This is a genomic window from Acetivibrio straminisolvens JCM 21531 (assembly GCF_000521465.1).
GTDB classification, from domain to species: domain Bacteria; phylum Bacillota; class Clostridia; order Acetivibrionales; family Acetivibrionaceae; genus Hungateiclostridium; species Hungateiclostridium straminisolvens.
In genome coordinates, this window is sequence record NZ_BAVR01000077.1 from 1 (window position 1) to 16,913 (window position 16,913).

The 16,913-nt window shown below is 40.0% G+C and carries 9 protein-coding genes and 8 pseudogenes; 16 read left to right on the forward strand and 1 reads right to left on the reverse strand.

The window, feature by feature from the left end; genetic code table 11:
* The first annotated feature begins 202 nt into the window (after positions 1 to 202).
* The 4 genes and pseudogenes from JCM21531_RS15145 to JCM21531_RS25200 form a co-directional block, all read left to right on the forward strand.
* Positions 203 to 415: a hypothetical protein gene (locus JCM21531_RS15145; RefSeq protein WP_038291126.1), complete on the forward strand. Its 213-nt coding sequence runs from the start codon at positions 203 to 205 to the stop codon at positions 413 to 415.
* A 22-nt stretch (positions 416 to 437) separates the two neighbouring features.
* Positions 438 to 1,006 (forward strand): annotated as a pseudogene (locus tag JCM21531_RS15150) (hypothetical protein).
* A 51-nt stretch (positions 1,007 to 1,057) separates the two neighbouring features.
* Positions 1,058 to 2,027 (forward strand): annotated as a pseudogene (locus JCM21531_RS24630) (copper amine oxidase N-terminal domain-containing protein).
* An 83-nt stretch (positions 2,028 to 2,110) separates the two neighbouring features.
* A pseudogene (locus JCM21531_RS25200) lies at positions 2,111 to 2,287 on the forward strand (group II intron reverse transcriptase/maturase); the annotation flags it as partial.
* A gap of 140 nt (positions 2,288 to 2,427) precedes the next feature.
* Here the strand turns inward: JCM21531_RS25200 and JCM21531_RS15160 are convergent.
* A complete protein-coding gene (locus tag JCM21531_RS15160; RefSeq protein WP_038291128.1) occupies positions 2,428 to 3,519 on the reverse strand; it encodes a response regulator in 1,092 nt (363 codons plus the stop codon).
* A 291-nt stretch (positions 3,520 to 3,810) separates the two neighbouring features.
* On the opposite strand from JCM21531_RS15160, the gene JCM21531_RS15165 reads away from it, so the two are divergent.
* From JCM21531_RS15165 to JCM21531_RS15220, 12 genes and pseudogenes are all read left to right on the forward strand, one after another.
* A complete protein-coding gene (locus tag JCM21531_RS15165) occupies positions 3,811 to 6,609 on the forward strand; it encodes an ATP-binding protein (protein WP_038291129.1) in 2,799 nt (932 codons plus the stop codon).
* A 31-nt stretch (positions 6,610 to 6,640) separates the two neighbouring features.
* Positions 6,641 to 7,729 (forward strand): response regulator transcription factor, encoded by a 1,089-nt coding sequence (locus JCM21531_RS15170; protein WP_038291131.1) that lies wholly within the window; start codon positions 6,641 to 6,643, stop codon positions 7,727 to 7,729.
* Positions 7,730 to 8,436: 707 nt separating this feature from the next.
* A pseudogene (urtA, locus tag JCM21531_RS15175) lies at positions 8,437 to 9,698 on the forward strand (urea ABC transporter substrate-binding protein).
* A 137-nt stretch (positions 9,699 to 9,835) separates the two neighbouring features.
* Entirely contained in the window at positions 9,836 to 10,744 is a 909-nt protein-coding gene (gene urtB / locus JCM21531_RS15180; RefSeq protein WP_038291133.1) for an urea ABC transporter permease subunit UrtB, read from the forward strand.
* Between the two features lie 11 nt (positions 10,745 to 10,755).
* On the forward strand, positions 10,756 to 11,895 hold the full coding sequence (gene urtC, locus JCM21531_RS15185) for an urea ABC transporter permease subunit UrtC (RefSeq protein WP_038291134.1): 1,140 nt from the start codon (positions 10,756 to 10,758) through the stop codon (positions 11,893 to 11,895).
* Positions 11,879 to 12,642 (forward strand): annotated as a pseudogene (gene urtD, locus JCM21531_RS15190) (urea ABC transporter ATP-binding protein UrtD). The gene urtC and the pseudogene urtD overlap by 17 nt, the downstream one beginning before the upstream one ends.
* Positions 12,635 to 13,329, forward strand: a pseudogene (urtE, locus tag JCM21531_RS15195) (urea ABC transporter ATP-binding subunit UrtE). The pseudogenes urtD and urtE overlap by 8 nt, the downstream one beginning before the upstream one ends.
* 77 nt (positions 13,330 to 13,406) lie before the next feature.
* Positions 13,407 to 13,708: pseudogene (gene ureA, locus JCM21531_RS15200) on the forward strand (urease subunit gamma).
* 15 nt (positions 13,709 to 13,723) lie between these two features.
* The gene (ureB, locus tag JCM21531_RS15205; RefSeq protein ID WP_038291135.1) at positions 13,724 to 14,092 is read left to right on the forward strand and encodes an urease subunit beta; all 369 of its coding nucleotides are present in this window, start codon (positions 13,724 to 13,726) and stop codon (positions 14,090 to 14,092) included.
* Between the two features lies 1 nt (position 14,093).
* Positions 14,094 to 15,810: pseudogene (ureC, locus tag JCM21531_RS15210) on the forward strand (urease subunit alpha).
* Positions 15,811 to 15,935: 125 nt separating this feature from the next.
* Complete coding sequence (ureE, locus tag JCM21531_RS15215; RefSeq protein ID WP_038291136.1) at positions 15,936 to 16,397, forward strand: urease accessory protein UreE; 462 nt, start codon at positions 15,936 to 15,938, stop codon at positions 16,395 to 16,397.
* A partial coding sequence (locus tag JCM21531_RS15220) for an urease accessory protein UreF (protein WP_038291137.1) occupies positions 16,369 to 16,913 on the forward strand: 545 nt, incomplete at its 3' end. The genes ureE and JCM21531_RS15220, both read left to right, overlap by 29 nt.

Genomic DNA, 16,913 nt, shown 5'->3' on the forward strand with positions numbered 1-16,913 from the left:
TTGATAACGATTGCCATCTCCGCTATATTTATATTGGTTGAGGGAAAAAAATAAAAGTGGCACAGACACAAACCGAAGATGCCTTGGATATATCGGCAGAGTCAGCTCTTGCCAATTATAATTAAAAGAGCTATCTATATGGTCTTATGGATTGTCAGTGATGATTCCGACTTGTTGATGGGGGAAATAATATATTATCTTGATGGAGAGCAATGTTGAAAATTTTTTGAAGAAGGTTAGTACAACTGTAACAGACTATATAGACTCAAAAGTAGATTTGTTGATAGACAAGGCATTTGCCAGCACTGAAAATCCTTTAAAAGAAGTTGTGTGTTCTGCAGAGGAGTTATTTGATGATTTAGAGGTAAGTTTAAATGTTGAAATTGAAAGAGAAATAGGAGACATAAAAATATGATTAAAGGAGAGGGATATTGTAAATGCTTAAGGTGAAATCAATATTGATAACAATAATAGTGTGTGCAGTATTTTTATTATCAGCTTGTGGTAAAAGTGAAGAAGGAAGCAATCAACCTTCCAGTACACAGAATTCAAATTCGATACAGACCGTACAGGAGCCAGAAAATAAAAAAGAAAAGACTAATGCGGAGAAATTTTTGGAGTATGCTATAAAAGTTGCTGATTTAAGAAATTTCACTGAAACTGGTGATTATGCCGGAGTTATAAGCTCATTATATGATGTATATAAAGATGACATTGTAAATCCTTACACTGGAGGTAGTTCAATATATGTGATGAATAGGACGAGAACTTTTTTGAAAAAAATATGGTTATAACAAAAGGATATGGTGTAGATTGTGTGGTAATAGATGATTATATGACAGATCTTAAAGAGATAGATACAAATGAGGTTACTTATTGTGTAAATCCAGAAAGCAAAGGAATGGTCATTGCATTTTGGTTTAAAGATGGTGTGTACATATATGAAATTAGTGAAAATGGTGAAAAGATAAATGAAATAAAGCATTTCTTTAAAGAAGAGAAATAAGGCTTTCATAGGATAAAGCAGATAAAAGTTCTATATGGAGAGGAAGTTGAAATGAAAAGAATTGCAGAAATATTAACGATCGTCTTAATAGTTACGTACTTGTTATCATTGCCAGCATCAGCAGTTGAACTTCCAATTCGGGTGGTAGTAAACGGCACAAACATAAATTTTCCTGATGCAGAGCCGTTTATTGATGAGAATTCAAGGACACAGGTACCTATCAGATTTGTTGGGGAAGCTTGGGTGCGAATGTAAGTTGGGACGCAAATACAAAAAAAGTGACAATAACATTAAACGAAAGAAAAGTGGTACTTCAAATAGGAAATAAGAATTATGAAGTAAACGGACAACAAAAGCAAATGGATACAGTGGCATTATTAAAAGAATCCAGAACTTTTGTGCCTGTAAGGTTTGTGAGTGAAGCATTGGGAGCAACTGTAAAGTGGAATGCAAATATAAGAACGGTATATATTGACATGAATGGAGATTCAGCACCTTCTTCTGAACCCACAGGAGGAACAGTAAAGTATTATGACGGAATAGCATTTAATGAGGTTACAGATGTTGACCAGTACGGAAGAATAAAAGTTGAGAAATTAAAGGAGTTTTGCTCAAGTTGGCAGATCAATTGAGATTTGTGAAAGAAAACGGAAAGTATTATATTGAATGTACGTATCCGGAAATACCCGAAGGTTATGAATGGAGTTTGGGTATAACGATTCACAACAAAGACGGAACTAGAGATGGGTATTCTCCAATTGGACGCAATCCTGAATGGTTAATACCAGGAGAAGGTTCATTTAAAAAAGAAGCTACAGTTGTCACTAATATAAATAATGTGGATTTCTTTAATATTATGATTTCTTTGAAACATCCGAAGAGTGGCAGTTTGGGGGCATTAAATATAGTTTACTCTATGGATAAATCAGATATAAGAGCCAAATTTGTGTCAAACTCAGCAATTATACCTTCAGAAAATTATTCGGCAACGTTTGATTTCGATAAGATGTTCCAATGGTAGAATGAGTTCAGAGGGCAAAGTTATGTATAAAAAGATTTTCTATTTTAATACAAAATATTTAATACAAAGCATTTTTTTGAAAGCCACTTTTCCATGAAAGCTCCTATGGATATAGGCCAAACAAGACGGCAATAGATATGCTGTTGATATAGTAAGACAGAGATGCCGGCAATACGATTTGTCGCGATATGGATATCAAGGAATTATTTGACAACATAAACTGCGAATTGCTGATGAAAGCAGTGAGGAAACATATAAAAGAAAATTGAGAGCATTGGGGTGGTTTAGAGGAACTAAGCAAATCTTTTCATACAATTGCCGATTTTGCAAAAGAGGCTCAGGCAAATTCAAGAAGGCTTATTGAAACACAGTGAAGAACCGTGCCGAAAAATATAAAGTGTCATTCGAATTTTGGGAGGGTGAAGAAGAAAGTAGCGCCCTTGTCTATTTCACCTATCATCCACGCCCTGCCGTTATGCCTCTTGAGAATCCTTTGACATATGGCGAGACCGACTCCCGAACCTTCGAATTTATCTTTGCTGTGAAGCCTCTGAAATACACCGAACAGCCTTGATGAATACTTCATGTCAAAGCCGGCACCGTTGTCCCTGACGGAAAAAACATGTTCATTGTCATCTTCCGAGCATTGTATCTCAATAATTGCCGTCTGCCTGTTGCGTGTATATTTAAAAGCGTTAGAAAGGATGTTTGAAATTAAGAGCCTTATCAAAAGGCGGTCACCATAAACCTTAGGCAGAGGCTGGATATGAATACGTATATCCCGCTGTGGCTCCAGGTTCTTAAGCTCATTGCAAACCTCGGTAAACAATTCGTTGAGATCTAGGATTTCAAAATTGACTTGCATTTCGCACATTTTAGAAAATTCCAGCAGACGATCGATGGTATGTATTATTTCCGAGGATTTTTCCCGTATATTATAGACAATTTCTTTTCCGGCCGAGTCCAATTGATTCAGGTGATCGGAAACCAAAAGCTCAACCAATTTATTTAAGGAAAGCAGCGGGGATTTAAGGTCATGGGCGACTGTATAACAGAAACTGTCCAGTTCTTTATTGGCTTCTTTCAAAGATTCTGCCTGACATTTCAGCATCAAATGTGTTTTGACTCTTGAAAGCAGTTCCGAAGCGTTAAACGGCTTAACCACGTAATCCTGCCCTCCCAACTCAAAACCTTTTCTTATACTTTCTTCATCACTGAAGGATGTGAGAAATATAATGGGGATATTTTTTAAATCGGGTGTATTTTTTATAAGCCGGCAAAGTTCGAATCCGTCCATTTCGGGCATGTAAATGTCTAAAAGAATAAGATCCGGTTTCTGGTGATATATAAGCTTTAGTGCGGTATTTCCGTTCGTTGCAACCCGTATTTTGAAATTGCTGGCCTTAAGTACCTGAACGGCTACATCTATATGTTCCGGAGTATCGTCAACTATCAGTATGTCAAAGGACTTTGGAAGAAGCATGCTTTCCATGGCAAAACTCTCCTTTCGGTTCACGTTTAATGGATCAAACGGATTTACATTTTGTCCGGATAGTCGAGTTTGTTGCATATTTTTTAGCGGCAATATAAATTTTTAACTAATTGTAAAATAATCAGTTATAGAAGTCAAACATATAATTTTTTTTGAAATAGAAGTTTGCCTTGTCTTTGCCTTAGGTTTCAGCCCTTTAGACAATATGACAGACCTTTTTGATGTATGCGTATTTAAAAGGTGGGAATTGCGCATTATAACTGTTCGTTGTAAAATGAAATAAAGGCGCAGATGCCAAGTGATGAACTTGACTTCTGTGCTTTTTTTGATATTGAGGAATATTTATATTGGCAGGGTGATGTAATGAAGTCAAAATGGATGATAAAGCAATCCACCTTAAGTGGGATTATTTTGGCAATATTCTTTTTTATAGCTGTTATGCTTATTTGGAGTATATTGTATATGAATTCCAGCATAAGAGCGGAGCAAAATGCCGAAAGGAGGCGGACGGAATTTAAGCAACTGGGAATTGACCTGGCGGATGCTTCGGACTATTTAACCGATGAAGCGCGAAAGTTTGCGGTTACAAGAAAAATAATTCATTTGGAAAGATATTGGGAGGAAATAAATGTAACCAGAACACGGGATAAAGTTATTTCAAGGCTTCAGGAATTGGATTCTCCTAAAGAGGAGTTGGAACTGCTCGCAAAAGCCAAAAAGTATTCCGATGCTTTGGTGGAGACCGAAAGAAGATCCATGCGTTTGGTTTTGGAGGCATTGGGAGTGGATGAGTCCGACATGGTTCCGGAGGTTGCTTCCTTTAAGTTAAGTGAGGAGGACCAAGGATTAAGCAAGGAAGATAAGCTGTTAAAGGCAATAGAAATAATGTATGATGCACGCTATGACAGTGACAAAAAAAATATAATGGACCCGATAGCGAAGTTTCAAAGGATAATGAACCTGAGGCTTGAGTCGGAGTTGGAAGCAGCCAGGGGAGGTACGGCCAGGGCGACGGTTTTGCAGATTATCCTGGCTTTCGTTATAATCTTGGCAATCGCGGTTCTGATTAGAATTTTGTTCGCGCAGGTTACCTATCCTATAAGGGATTACATATTAAAGTTAAAAGATTTTTCCTTTGATGATGAAGAATTCAGGCTTGTACCAAAGGGGACCGTAGAACTTAATATGCTTGCCGAGAACTTTAATGAGTTGTACAGCTCCTTTCACAATGAGCTGGTAAGGAGAAAGAAGGCGGAAGAGACAATGAAAGCGGCCAGGGACGAGGCTGATCAGGCCAATAGGGCAAAAAGCGAATTTCTTGCCAGTATGAGCCACGAGATCCGGACTCCTATAAACAGTATTATCGGCTATCAGTATTTGCTTAAAAACTCCGTTCTATCTCCCCAACAAAGAAAGTATGTCGAAAATATCGGGCTGGCGGCAAAGAATCTTTTGGCGATTATTAATCAAATATTGGATTTTTCCAAAATTGAAGCGGGAAGAATGGTTTTGGAAGAGGTGGACTTCAATATTGATGACGTGTTGAACGAACTTATGATAATTGTGGGCATGGAGGCAGAAAGAAAGGGAATTGAGATTAGAATCAAGGTCGTTGAAGATGTTCCCAGGTTTTTAAAAGGGGATATAACAAGACTTAAGCAGGTTATTATGAATTTGGTATCAAACGGGATTAAGTTTACTCATGAGGGCTACATTTCTGTCAGGGTGGAACTGATTGAAAAAAATGAGGAGAATGCCTGCATAAAATTTAGTGTAACGGATACCGGTATAGGGATAAGTGAGGAGCAGAAGAAATTACTGTTTCAAGCCTTTACCCAGGGTGATGCATCCACTTCCAGAAAGTATGGGGGCACCGGTCTTGGGCTGGCTATTTGCAAAAGGCTTGTGGAGCTTATGAAGGGGGAAATAAATGTAGAAAGCGAAGTAGGCAAAGGTTCTACCTTCAGTTTTTCCCTGAGATTGAAAATAGCAAGCTGCAATGAGAAGAGCAATGGAAAAAGCAAATCGGTTGACACAGAGGAACAGTACAAAAACGTAAAAATACTTCTGGTGGAAGACAGCTCCGTTAATTTACAAATGACTAAAGAGATTCTTGAAAATATGGGGATCGACACCGATACTGCCCAAAGCGGCGAGGAGGCCGTAAAAAAAGCAGAGAGTAATGAATATGAGCTGATACTTATGGATATAAGGATGCCGGGAATGGATGGATATGAAGCGACAAGGCGAATCAGGAAGCTGGAGAGAGGAAGTATGCCCATTGTGGCACTAACGGCCGATGCGGTGGAAGGTGTGGCACAAAAAGCAAAAGAGGCAGGGATGAACGGCTATCTGACAAAGCCTTTGGAGCCGGAAAGACTTTTGGAAGTTATAAGAAGTATGACAAATAACAGTGTCAAATTTAAAGAAGAAAAAAAGGAGAGCTGCGCAAAAGCTAAAGATGCGGAAAAGTCCCATTATGAACACAAGCATGAGACATTGGACTTTGATGGTGCTGTAAGCAGATTGGGAGGAAAGAGGGATAAGTATATCAGCATTCTTAAAAGCTTTGTCGAGCTTCATAAAGATGACGGCATAAAGATAAGGGAGCTTGCTGCTTCGGGAAAAAGGGATGAACTTAAGAGGTTTCTCCATTCCCTAAAGGGAAGTGCGGCAAATATTGGAGCATTGAAGCTTAAAGACTTGCTGGCAAGATTGGAAGAAAGTTATATGCTTCATAGTTGTGAGAAGGATGCAAAATGGATGAACGATTTGGAAAAGGAGCTTGAAAGATTAATTGAAGAGATAATGCAATATATCCAGGCTTTTGATTCCTCTAAGGGGAGCAGTCCGAAAAATCATGAAAACAATAATGTTCTTGAAGATTTGGAAATGCTCTATAAACTCCTTTTTACCGGAGATTCGAATGCCAAGAGTTTTTTTGAAGAAGAGCTGGCATATCTCGGTAATGTATTGCGGCCTGAGGACTACCATGACTTGAAGAAGAAAATTTCATCCTATGAATTTCAAAAAGCTTTGGCAATAGTAGACAGACTCAAACAGGATTTCTCTGGTAAGTTTATTAAATAGAGCCGTTAAAATATAGTAAAGGGGGGATTTTATGTACAGGGTATTGGTCGTGGATGACGATGTAGCTGTAAGATATATGCTCAAAAGATATAAGGGCTGGGAGTCCTTTGGTTTTGTATTGGCCGGGGAAGCTTCTGACGGCAGGGAAGCATTAATAAAACTTGATAAAGAACCCTTTGATGTGGTCATATCCGATATAAAAATGCCGGGTATGGACGGTATTGAGTTTTTAAGAGAATTGAGAAACAGCGGAAACGATATATGTGTCCTGTTTTTGAGTACCTACAGCGATTTTTCTTACGCAAAGCAGGGGATAAGACTAGGGGTTTTTGATTACCTGACAAAGCCTTTTAGCGATGAAACTTTGGGTGAAGCCTTGGACCGGGTTAAGGTTTATCTTGATGAAAAAAAGAAGAAAAAAGCAGTAGTAAATATATATAACAAAAATGCTCTGGAGAGCAGTCAGGTCTATTATTCAAAAAATGATGAAAAAAAGCTTGTTTCAATTATATTGACCGGAAGTTTGGAAGCGATAAATTTGGGGGACCGGCTCTTTGAAAAAATAGCTCAATTTACCGAAGGTGACGCAAAGAAGTTGGCAATATTGATGGAAAATATTTTGCTGGAAGTGGACGAAGGTATTTATAAAGCTATACCATGGATTAAAAATTTGGAGAACAGGCCCTCCAATAAGAGTTTTGAAGGAATGGACGAAAAAGAGCTAAAGGAACAGTTTATCGATCATATAAGCGGTTGGGTGAGACTTGTTGTGAAATTTGAACTGCATCAATCGGACAGCTTGATGCGGAAAATTTGCGAGTATGTAATAAATCATGTGGAAGAGGATATAAAAATTGAAAATATTGCCAATGAACTCTATGTCAGCAGGGATTATATCGGCAAGCTATTTAAGCAAAAAGCGGGATATAACTTGAGTGAGTATATTACAAAGGTGAAAATGGAGCATGCCAAATATCTGATTTCAAAAGGTGAATATAGAAATTATGAAATAAGCGAGATATTAGGCTACAAGAAAGCGGATTATTTTTCTCAGGTTTTTAAGAGTTATGTCGGTTGTACGCCTAGTGAATACAGAAAAAATGCAGGATTTAATTTTTAAAATTGCAAAAAACTACTGATTATTGGGGTGGAATTACTGTTTTATGGGGTTCTTTTTTGGATTAATGAATCTATGCCAGCGGGGATTATATCAGCAAGCTATTTAAGCAAAAAGCGGGATATAGCTTGAGTGAGTATATTACAAAGGTGAAAATGGAGTGTGCCGAATATCAGATTTCAAAAGGTGAATATAGAAATTATGAAATAAGCGGGATATTAGGCTACAAAAAAACCGATTAATTTCACAAGTTTTTTAAGAGTTATGTGAGCAGTGCGCCTAGTGAATACAGGTAAAAATGCAGATGAAGGTGATTTGAATCTGATTTTCGTTTTAAGCAAAAATGCAGGATTTATTTTTTAAAATTGCAAAAACTGCTGATTATTGGGGTGAAATTACTGTTTTATGGGGTTCTTTTTTTGGATATTTGACTGTAAAATAAAAGTGTAATCGGTAATGATTTATTCCCGGTTCGAATCATGAAGCATAGCATAGGTGCTATAAATGATGCACAGTGATTTAGTGCGTTGTTTGTAGCACCTTTTGTTTTAAAATCCTGCTTTGCAATATCTACACTTTTCTTATGGCCATAAGATATTTGAATCTGTATTTGACTCTGTTATTTCGTATGGTATGGTTTACTGTACCGATTTACCGAAGGTTGATAGTAGAAATTTGAAAGTATTAATTGATGGAAGGTGGTTGAGATTATGATAAAAAAGGGTTGCATATTTGGAAAAAATACAATAAAGGCTTTGGCAGTTGTACTGTCAGCACTGCTGGTATTCGCAGGCTGTTCCGGCAAAGTGGAGGAACCGGTTGATAACAAGCCTGGAACTGATACTTCGGCAGAAGACACCATAAAGGTGGGAATTCTTCACTCTTTAAGCGGAACCATGGCTATTAGCGAGGTATCACTCAAAGATGCGGAATTGATGGCAATAGAAGAAATTAACCAAGCAGGAGGTCTGCTCGGCAAAAAAATTGAACCGGTGATTGAAGACGGAGCTTCCGATTGGCCTACTTTTGCAGAAAAGGCAAAGAAACTGCTTCAAAATGACAAGGTTGCAACCGTTTTCGGATGCTGGACTTCAGCCAGCCGTAAAGCCGTATTACCGGTGTTTGAAGAAAATAACGGACTTTTGTGGTATCCGGTGCAGTATGAGGCATGGAGTCATCACCGAATATCTTCTATACCGGTGCGGCACCCAATCAGCAAATTGTTCCCGCAGTCGAATGGCTTTTGGAAAACAAGGGAAAAAGATTTTTCCTCCTTGGCTCCGATTATGTATTTCCCAGAACCGCAAACAAAATTATCAAAGCTCAGCTAAGCGCTATAGGTGGGGAACTTATTGCAGAGGAGTATACTCCTTTGGGTCATACCGATTACAGTACCATTGTAAATAAAATTAAAACCGCAAAACCGGATGTAGTGTTTAACACCTTGAACGGGGACAGCAATGTTGCCTTCTTCAAACAGCTCAAGGATGCGGGAATCACGTCTGAAGACATTACCGTTTGTTCTGTAAGTGTTGCAGAAGAAGAAATAAGGGGTATAGGCGCTGAAAATATAAAAGGTCACTTGGTTTCATGGAACTATTACCAGACTACGGATACCCCGGAAAACAAAGAGTTTGTGGAAAAGTACAAAGCTAAATACGGAAGCGACAGGGTTACAGATGATCCTATAGAAGCGGCATATATTGCAGTGCATTTGTGGGCTGAGGCAGTTAAAAAGGCCGGTTCCTTTGAGGTGAAAAAGGTTAAGGAGGCATCCAAAGGACTTGAATTTAAAGCTCCTGAAGGGCTTGTAAGAATTGAAGGAGAGAACCAGCACCTGTGGAAGCCGGTGAGGATTGGAGAGGTACAGGAAGACGGACTTATCAAGGAAATTTGGAGTACAAGTGAAGCCGTAAGACCCGACCCATACTTAAAAACCTACGACTGGGCAAAAGACTTAAGCGATCAGTAAAAAGAGAAAAAGTCAAGCTTTAGGATAGCGAAGAAAAAATCAATATACGGTGAAAAACTTATGCCATTGCAATTCTTCGTTGTCCTAAAGCAAAAAATGATTATTTAAGTCTCGCTTTATATTGGAGAGTGAATAATATGGATACTTATTTACTGCAGATTTTTAACGGGATAAGCGTAAGCTCGGTGCTTTTGCTGGCAGCCCTGGGATTGGCAATAACCTTCGGGCTTATGAAAATTATCAACATGGCCCATGGTGAGATGATAATGATAGGTGCCTATACCACATATATGGTGCAAAACTTATTTATATCATTTTTAGGAGATAGATATTTCGATCTGTATTTTATTGCAGCAATACCTCTTTCGTTCCTGATTACAGGATTTGTCGGTTATTTGCTGGAGATTTCAATTGTAAAACGTCTGTACGGCAGGACTTTGGACAGTTTATTGGCTACATGGGGAATAAGTCTTATACTTCAGCAGTTAGCCAGGAATATTTTCGGCGCACCCAATGTAGATGTGAAAAGTCCAGCATGGTTGAACGGTGGGGTTGTTGTTTTAAGTAATATTCAACTTCCCTACAAAAGGCTTTTTATAATCCTGCTGGCTGCCCTTTGCATAGCCGGAGTATATTTATTCCTCTTTAAAAGCGACAGCGGAAGAAGGATAAGGGCGGTTATGCAGAATAGAAGCATGGCCGAAAGTCTTGGTATAAACACAAGAAAGGTGGATTCCATGACCTTTGCAATTGGGTCGGGATTGGCAGGTATTGCCGGATGTGCCTTGACACTGTTAGGCTCAATCGGCCCAACCCTGGGAACCAACTACATTGTAGATACCTTTATGGTTGTGGTATTGGGCGGTGTCGGAAGAATTATCGGCACAGTGGCCGGAGCCGCAGCGATCGGAATTGGAAATACAACTTTTGAATATTTTACTAACGCCTCTTTGGGAAAGGTACTTGTATTTCTTGCGGTTATTCTCTTTCTTCAATGGAAGCCTCAAGGATTCTTTAGCATAAGCAGCAGAGTATTGGATGAGTAAGGGTGATATAAATGGAAAGGAATTTACATTATTTAAAAGGCAGTTTTCTTAAAGACAGACTATTTGCAAATAACTTTATTATAACGTTATTATTTGTTCTGTTGGCTTTAGCCCCGTTGTTTCTTTCGGATTTTAGGACCAATCTTTTGGGAAAGTTTATTGCTTATGCCATTTTAGCTTTAGGAATCGATCTCATATGGGGCTATACCGGAATATTAAGTTTGGGGCATGGAGTCTACTTTGGTCTTGGTGCATATTGCATGGCAATGTACTTAAAACTTGAGGCAAGCAACGGAAAGCTGCCGGATTTTATGTCCTGGAGCGGGCAAAAAGTTTTGCCGTGGTTTTGGAAGCCCTTCGTTTATGCACCGGTGGCAATTATTCTTTCCGTATTGGTGCCCGCAATCCTTGCGTTAATAATCGGGTATCTCACTTTCAAAAACAGGATTAAAGGTGTTTATTTTTCCATACTGACGCAGGCCCTTTCCATAATATTCGTGGTTTTGTTTGTGGGTCAGCAGGCTTATACAGGGGGAACCAACGGTATAACCAATTTCAAGACCATCTTTGGTTTCCCGCTGTCCAGTTCCTCCACAAAGGTGACCCTTTATTATGTTGCATTGGGATTTCTGATACTGGCCTTTCTATTTTGCCGATGGATTGTGCAAAGCCGGTTTGGAAAAGTGTTGATTGCTATAAGGGACAGCGAAAACCGGGCAAGGTTTTCAGGGTACAATCCGGCAATATACAAAACCTTTGTTTACTGTATTTCTGCCGGGCTGGCCGGATTGGCAGGAGCTTTATTCGTTCCCCAGGTGGGAATTATTTCACCGGCAGAGATGGGAATAGTCCCGTCGGTGGAAATGGTTATATGGGTTGCAATAGGAGGAAGAGGCACTTTAGTGGGGGCTGTCATCGGGGCTATACTGGTAAATTCTTTGAAGAGTATGGTAAGTGAGGGCTTTCCCGCTGCCTGGTCCTATTTTATAGGGATTTCCTTTGTTGCTGTAGTTATATTTATGCCTTACGGTTTGGCAGGGCTGTTAAATCAGATTAAAAGAAAAATATATACTCAAAAAAGTGTAAAACAGTATTCTTCTGCAGCTTTAAATATTCTTGAAGAATCAGGATGTGATGAATATGTCGGATAGCATTTTGGAAATAAAAAATTTGACGGTAAGTTTTGACGGATTTAAAGCCGTAAACGAACTTAGCACTTCTGTGAATAAAGGCGACATACATTTTTTATCGGACCTAACGGTGCCGGAAAGACCACTTTGCTCGATGCAATATGCGGACGTGTCAAACCGGCGGAAGGAAAAATCATTTTTAAAGGCATAAAAGACGTGACAGAGATGTCGGAACATCAGATTGTGGAACTGGGAATAGGACGAAAGTTTCAGGTACCTTCCGTTTTTATGGGAATTACAATTTATGAAAATATGGAACTTGCGGCGGCAAGAAAGAGGTCCTTGTATTCCACACTTTTTACAAAACTCAGCAAGGAGCAAATGGAGAGAATTCAGGATGTGCTTCAGAAAATCGGGCTTTATGAGAAAAGATATCGCACCCCTGCGGCTCTTTCCCATGGAGAGAAGCAATGGCTCGAAATAGGAATGCTTTTGGTTCAGCAGCCGGAAATCATGCTTTTAGATGAGCCGGTGGCAGGGATGGGAAGAAAGGAAACTGACAAGACGGGAAGGCTTCTTAAAGAGATATCGGAAAAATGTTCGGTTATTGTTGTCGAGCATGATATGGAGTTTGTCCGGGAATATGCGGATAAGGTGACGGTGTTGCATGAGGGAAGGCTTTTAGATGAGGGAAATATGCATGAAATTCAGGAAAACCCCAAGGTGATGGAAGTGTATTTGGGAAGAGGAGGTGAAGGCTGTGATTAAGGTGGATAATCTCTGTGCCTGCTACGGGGAAAGTATTGTTCTGAAAGATGTAAGCTTAAAGGTTCAAGCCGGAAGGGTAACATGTCTTCTTGGCAGAAACGGGTGGGTAAATCAACCTTACTTAAAAGTATTATGGGGATTGTAAAGACACCAAAAGGAAGCGTGTATTTGAACAACGAGAACATTACCAAACTTCCTACCTACAAAAGGGCACAAAAAGGTATAGGCTATGTGCCTCAAGGCAGGGATATCTTCCCCCAGTTAACGGTACATGAAAATCTTATTCTGGGTATGGAAAGAAACGCTCATAAAAAAAAGCCGATCGAAAAGGAAATATTTGAACTGTTTCCGGTATTAAAGACAATGCTTGACAGAAAAGGCGGAGATTTGAGCGGCGGACAGCAGCAACAGCTGGCTATTGCCAGAGCTCTGATATCCGAGCCTGAAGTACTTCTTTTGGATGAACCTACAGAGGGTATTCAGCCTTCCATAATACAGGATATAGGTAGGGTTATTAAAAAATTAAAAAACCGGGGAAATGTTACAATGCTGATTGTGGAACAGTATTTGGAGTTTGTTATGGATGTGGCCGACTATTTTTACGTTATGGATAAAGGCCATATAGTACTGGAGGGAAAAACGGAGGGAATCGATCCCCGTGAAATACAGGAAAAGATTGCGATTTAAATATTACTCAAAACCAAAAGCAATGAATAAATATTTTCTAATTTATGTATTATTCAATTTCAAAGAAGGTGGTAAAAGTGCATCTGACGCCCAGGGAAACGGAAAAATTGATGCTTCATTATGCCGGTGAACTGGCAAGAAAACGAAAAGAAAGAGGTCTTAAGCTTAATTATCCGGAAGCTGTAGCCTTATAAGTGCTGAACTGATGGAGGCCGCCCGGGACGGAAAAACTGTAACGGAACTGATGCAGTATGGAGCAAAGATACTGACCAAGGATGATGTAATGGAAGGAGTTGACGCCATGATACATGAAATTCAGATAGAGGCAACTTTCCCGGACGGTACAAAGCTTGTTACCGTTCACAATCCTATACGATAGAGGGAGGAAGGATGTATGATTCCTGGCGAGTACATTATAAAAAATGAGTTTATCACATTGAATGAGGAAAGAAGGACTTTAAAAATCAAGGTTTCAAATACAGGAGACCGGCCCGTTCAGGTGGGGTCACATTATCATTTCTTTGAAGTTAATCGGTATCTTGAGTTTGACAGAAAAAGCGCCTTCGGAATGAGACTGGACATTCCTTCGGGTACTGCGGTAAGGTTTGAGCCGGGGGAGGAAAAGACAGTTCAACTGGTTGAAATAGGAGGAAGCAGAGAAATTTACGGACTTAATGATCTGACTTGCGGTCCCCTTGACAGAGAAGATTTGCCCAATGTGTTTAAAAAGGCAAAAGAACTGGGGTTCAAGGGGGTGGAATAACATGAGTGTAAAAATAAGCGGCAAAGATTATGCCGGTATGTATGGCCCGACAAAAGGCGACCGGGTGAGGCTGGCAGACACAGATCTCATTATTGAGATTGAAGAAGATTACACGGTTTATGGAGATGAGTGCAAATTCGGAGGAGGTAAATCCATAAGGGACGGAATGGGCCAATCTCCTTCGGCGGCAAGAGATGACAAGGTTTTGGATCTGGTAATTACCAATGCCATAATCTTTGACACATGGGGGATTGTAAAGGGAGATATAGGTATAAAAGACGGAAAAATAGCCGGAATCGGGAAGGCGGGAAATCCGAAAGTAATGAGCGGAGTGTTGGAGGATTTAATAATCGGGGCCTCTACCGAAGTTATTGCCGGAGAAGGACTTATTGTAACTCCGGGAGGAATTGATACACATATACATTTTATATGCCCCCAGCAGATTGAGACTGCGTTGTTCAGCGGTATCACAACAATGATTGGTGGCGGAACGGGACCGGCAGACGGAACTAATGCCACCACTTGCACACCGGGAGCCTTTAACATCCGGAAAATGTTAGAGGCGGCAGAGGACTTTCCTGTGAATCTGGGTTTTTTGGGAAAAGGAAATGCTTCCTTTGAGATTCCTCTGATAGAACAGATTGAAGCCGGGGCGATTGGCTTAAAGCTCCATGAGGATTGGGGAACTACACCCAAGGCTATAGATACATGCCTGAAAGTTGCGGATCTTTTTGATGTACAGGTGGCTATACATACCGATACACTGAACGAGGCAGGATTTGTAGAGAATACTATAGCAGCTATAGCCGGAAGGACAATTCACACATACCATACGGAGGGAGCGGGCGGCGGGCATGCGCCGGACATAATAAAAATTGCATCATACATGAATATACTGCCCTCGTCTACCAATCCTACCATGCCTTTTACCGTCAATACGTTGGATGAACATCTCGATATGCTTATGGTATGTCATCATCTTGACAGCAAGGTAAAAGAGGACGTCGCTTTTGCCGATTCGAGGATCCGGCCTGAGACAATAGCCGCAGAAGACATACTGCACGATATGGGAGTCTTCAGCATGATGAGTTCCGATTCCCAGGCCATGGGACGCGTGGGAGAGGTTATTATAAGGACCTGGCAGACTGCACATAAAATGAAGCTTCAAAGAGGTACTGCCGGGGGAAAAGAGCGGCTGTGACAATATAAGGGCTAAAAGATACCTTGCCAAGTATACCATAAACCCTGCTATAACCCATGGAATTTCACAGTATGTGGGCTCCCTGGAGAAAGGGAAAATAGCCGACTTGGTACTTTGGAAGCCTGCAATGTTTGGTGTAAAGCCTGAAATGATTATTAAGGGCGGCTTTATAATAGCCGGCAGGATGGGCGATGCAAATGCGTCCATACCCACACCACAGCCTGTAATATATAAAAACATGTTCGGTGCCTTCGGAAAGGCAAAGTATGAAACCTGTGTGACTTTTGTTTCAAAGGCTTCGATGGAGAATGGCGTTGTGGAAAAGATGGGGATTCAAAGAAAAGTACTTCCGGTCCAGGGATGCAGGAATATCACTAAAAAAGATATGGTACACAACAATGCAACGCCTGAAATTGAAGTTGATCCTGAAACCTATGAGGTGAAGGTGGACGGTGAGATTATCACCTGCGAACCTTTAAAGGTCTTACCCATGGCGCAGAGGTATTTCTTGTTTTAAACTGACGGAAGGTTAGTTTCTATATAAAAAATTTATGGTAATTGGCATTTCAAAAATATTTTTAACTTAAGAAGAATTTCGCGAAGAATTTAACAAATTTCAAGGCATAAGTCAGGTGAGATGAAATGATTGTTGAAAGAGTTTTGTATAATATCAAAGATATTGACTTGGAAAAATTGGAAGTTGATTTCGTGGATATTGAATGGTATGAAGTGCAAAAAAAAATACTACGCAAATTAAGTTCCAACGGAATTGAAATTGGAATAAGAAATAGCAACGGTGAGGCTTTAAGAGAGGGAGACGTATTGTGGCAGGAGGGAAATAAGGTTTTGGTTGTAAGGATTCCCTATTGCGACTGTATTGTGCTAAAGCCTCAGAATATGTATGAGATGGGCAAGACTTGCTATGAGATGGGAAACAGACATGCACCTCTTTTTATTGAAGGGGATGAACTGATGACTCCCTATGATGAGCCGTTGATGCAGGCATTGATAAAATGCGGGCTTTTACCATACAAAAAGAGCTGTAAACTTACAACGCCTTTAGGAGGTAATCCTCATGGACACTCCCATTCTCATTCCCACTGATATGAACAAAATACCCTTTTTTTACCTTTTGCAGATTAGCGATCCGCTGTTCCCGATAGGAGGTTTTACCCAATCCTATGGGCTTGAAACCTATGTGCAAAAAGGGATTGTCCATGATGCCGAAACTTCGAAAAAATACCTTGAAAGCTATCTTTTAAACGGCTTTTTGTACAATGATTTATTGGCCGTCAGGCTCTCCTGGGAGTATACCCAGAAAGGAAATTTGAATAAGGTATTGGAGCTTTCGGAAGTTTTTTCGGCCTCAAAGGCGCCGAGGGAGCTTAGAGCGGCAAATGAAAAGCTGGGCAGGAGGTTTATAAAGATACTGGAATTTGTTTTGGGCGAAAACGAAATATTTTGCGAAATGTATGAAAGAGTGGGAAGAGGAAGTGTGGAAGTTTCATATCCTGTAATGTACGGTTTTTGTATAAATCTTCTTAATATCGGAAAAAAGGAAGCTTTGTCGGCATTTACGTATAGTGCGGCCTCTTCCATAATAAATAACTGTGCAAAATT

Excerpts from the sequence above, each read along its gene's own strand:
- JCM21531_RS15145 (WP_038291126.1), top strand. The coding sequence starts at position 203 with ATGGAGAGCAATGTTGAAAATTTTTTGAAGAAGGTTAGTACAACTGTA.
- JCM21531_RS15160 (WP_038291128.1), bottom strand. The coding sequence starts at position 3,519 with ATGGAAAGCATGCTTCTTCCAAAGTCCTTTGACATACTGATAGTTGAC.
- JCM21531_RS15165 (WP_038291129.1), top strand. The coding sequence starts at position 3,811 with ATGCCAAGTGATGAACTTGACTTCTGTGCTTTTTTTGATATTGAGGAA.
- JCM21531_RS15170 (WP_038291131.1), top strand. The coding sequence starts at position 6,641 with ATGTACAGGGTATTGGTCGTGGATGACGATGTAGCTGTAAGATATATG.
- urtB (WP_038291133.1), top strand. The coding sequence starts at position 9,836 with ATGGATACTTATTTACTGCAGATTTTTAACGGGATAAGCGTAAGCTCG.
- urtC (WP_038291134.1), top strand. The coding sequence starts at position 10,756 with ATGGAAAGGAATTTACATTATTTAAAAGGCAGTTTTCTTAAAGACAGA.
- ureB (WP_038291135.1), top strand. The coding sequence starts at position 13,724 with ATGATTCCTGGCGAGTACATTATAAAAAATGAGTTTATCACATTGAAT.
- ureE (WP_038291136.1), top strand. The coding sequence starts at position 15,936 with ATGATTGTTGAAAGAGTTTTGTATAATATCAAAGATATTGACTTGGAA.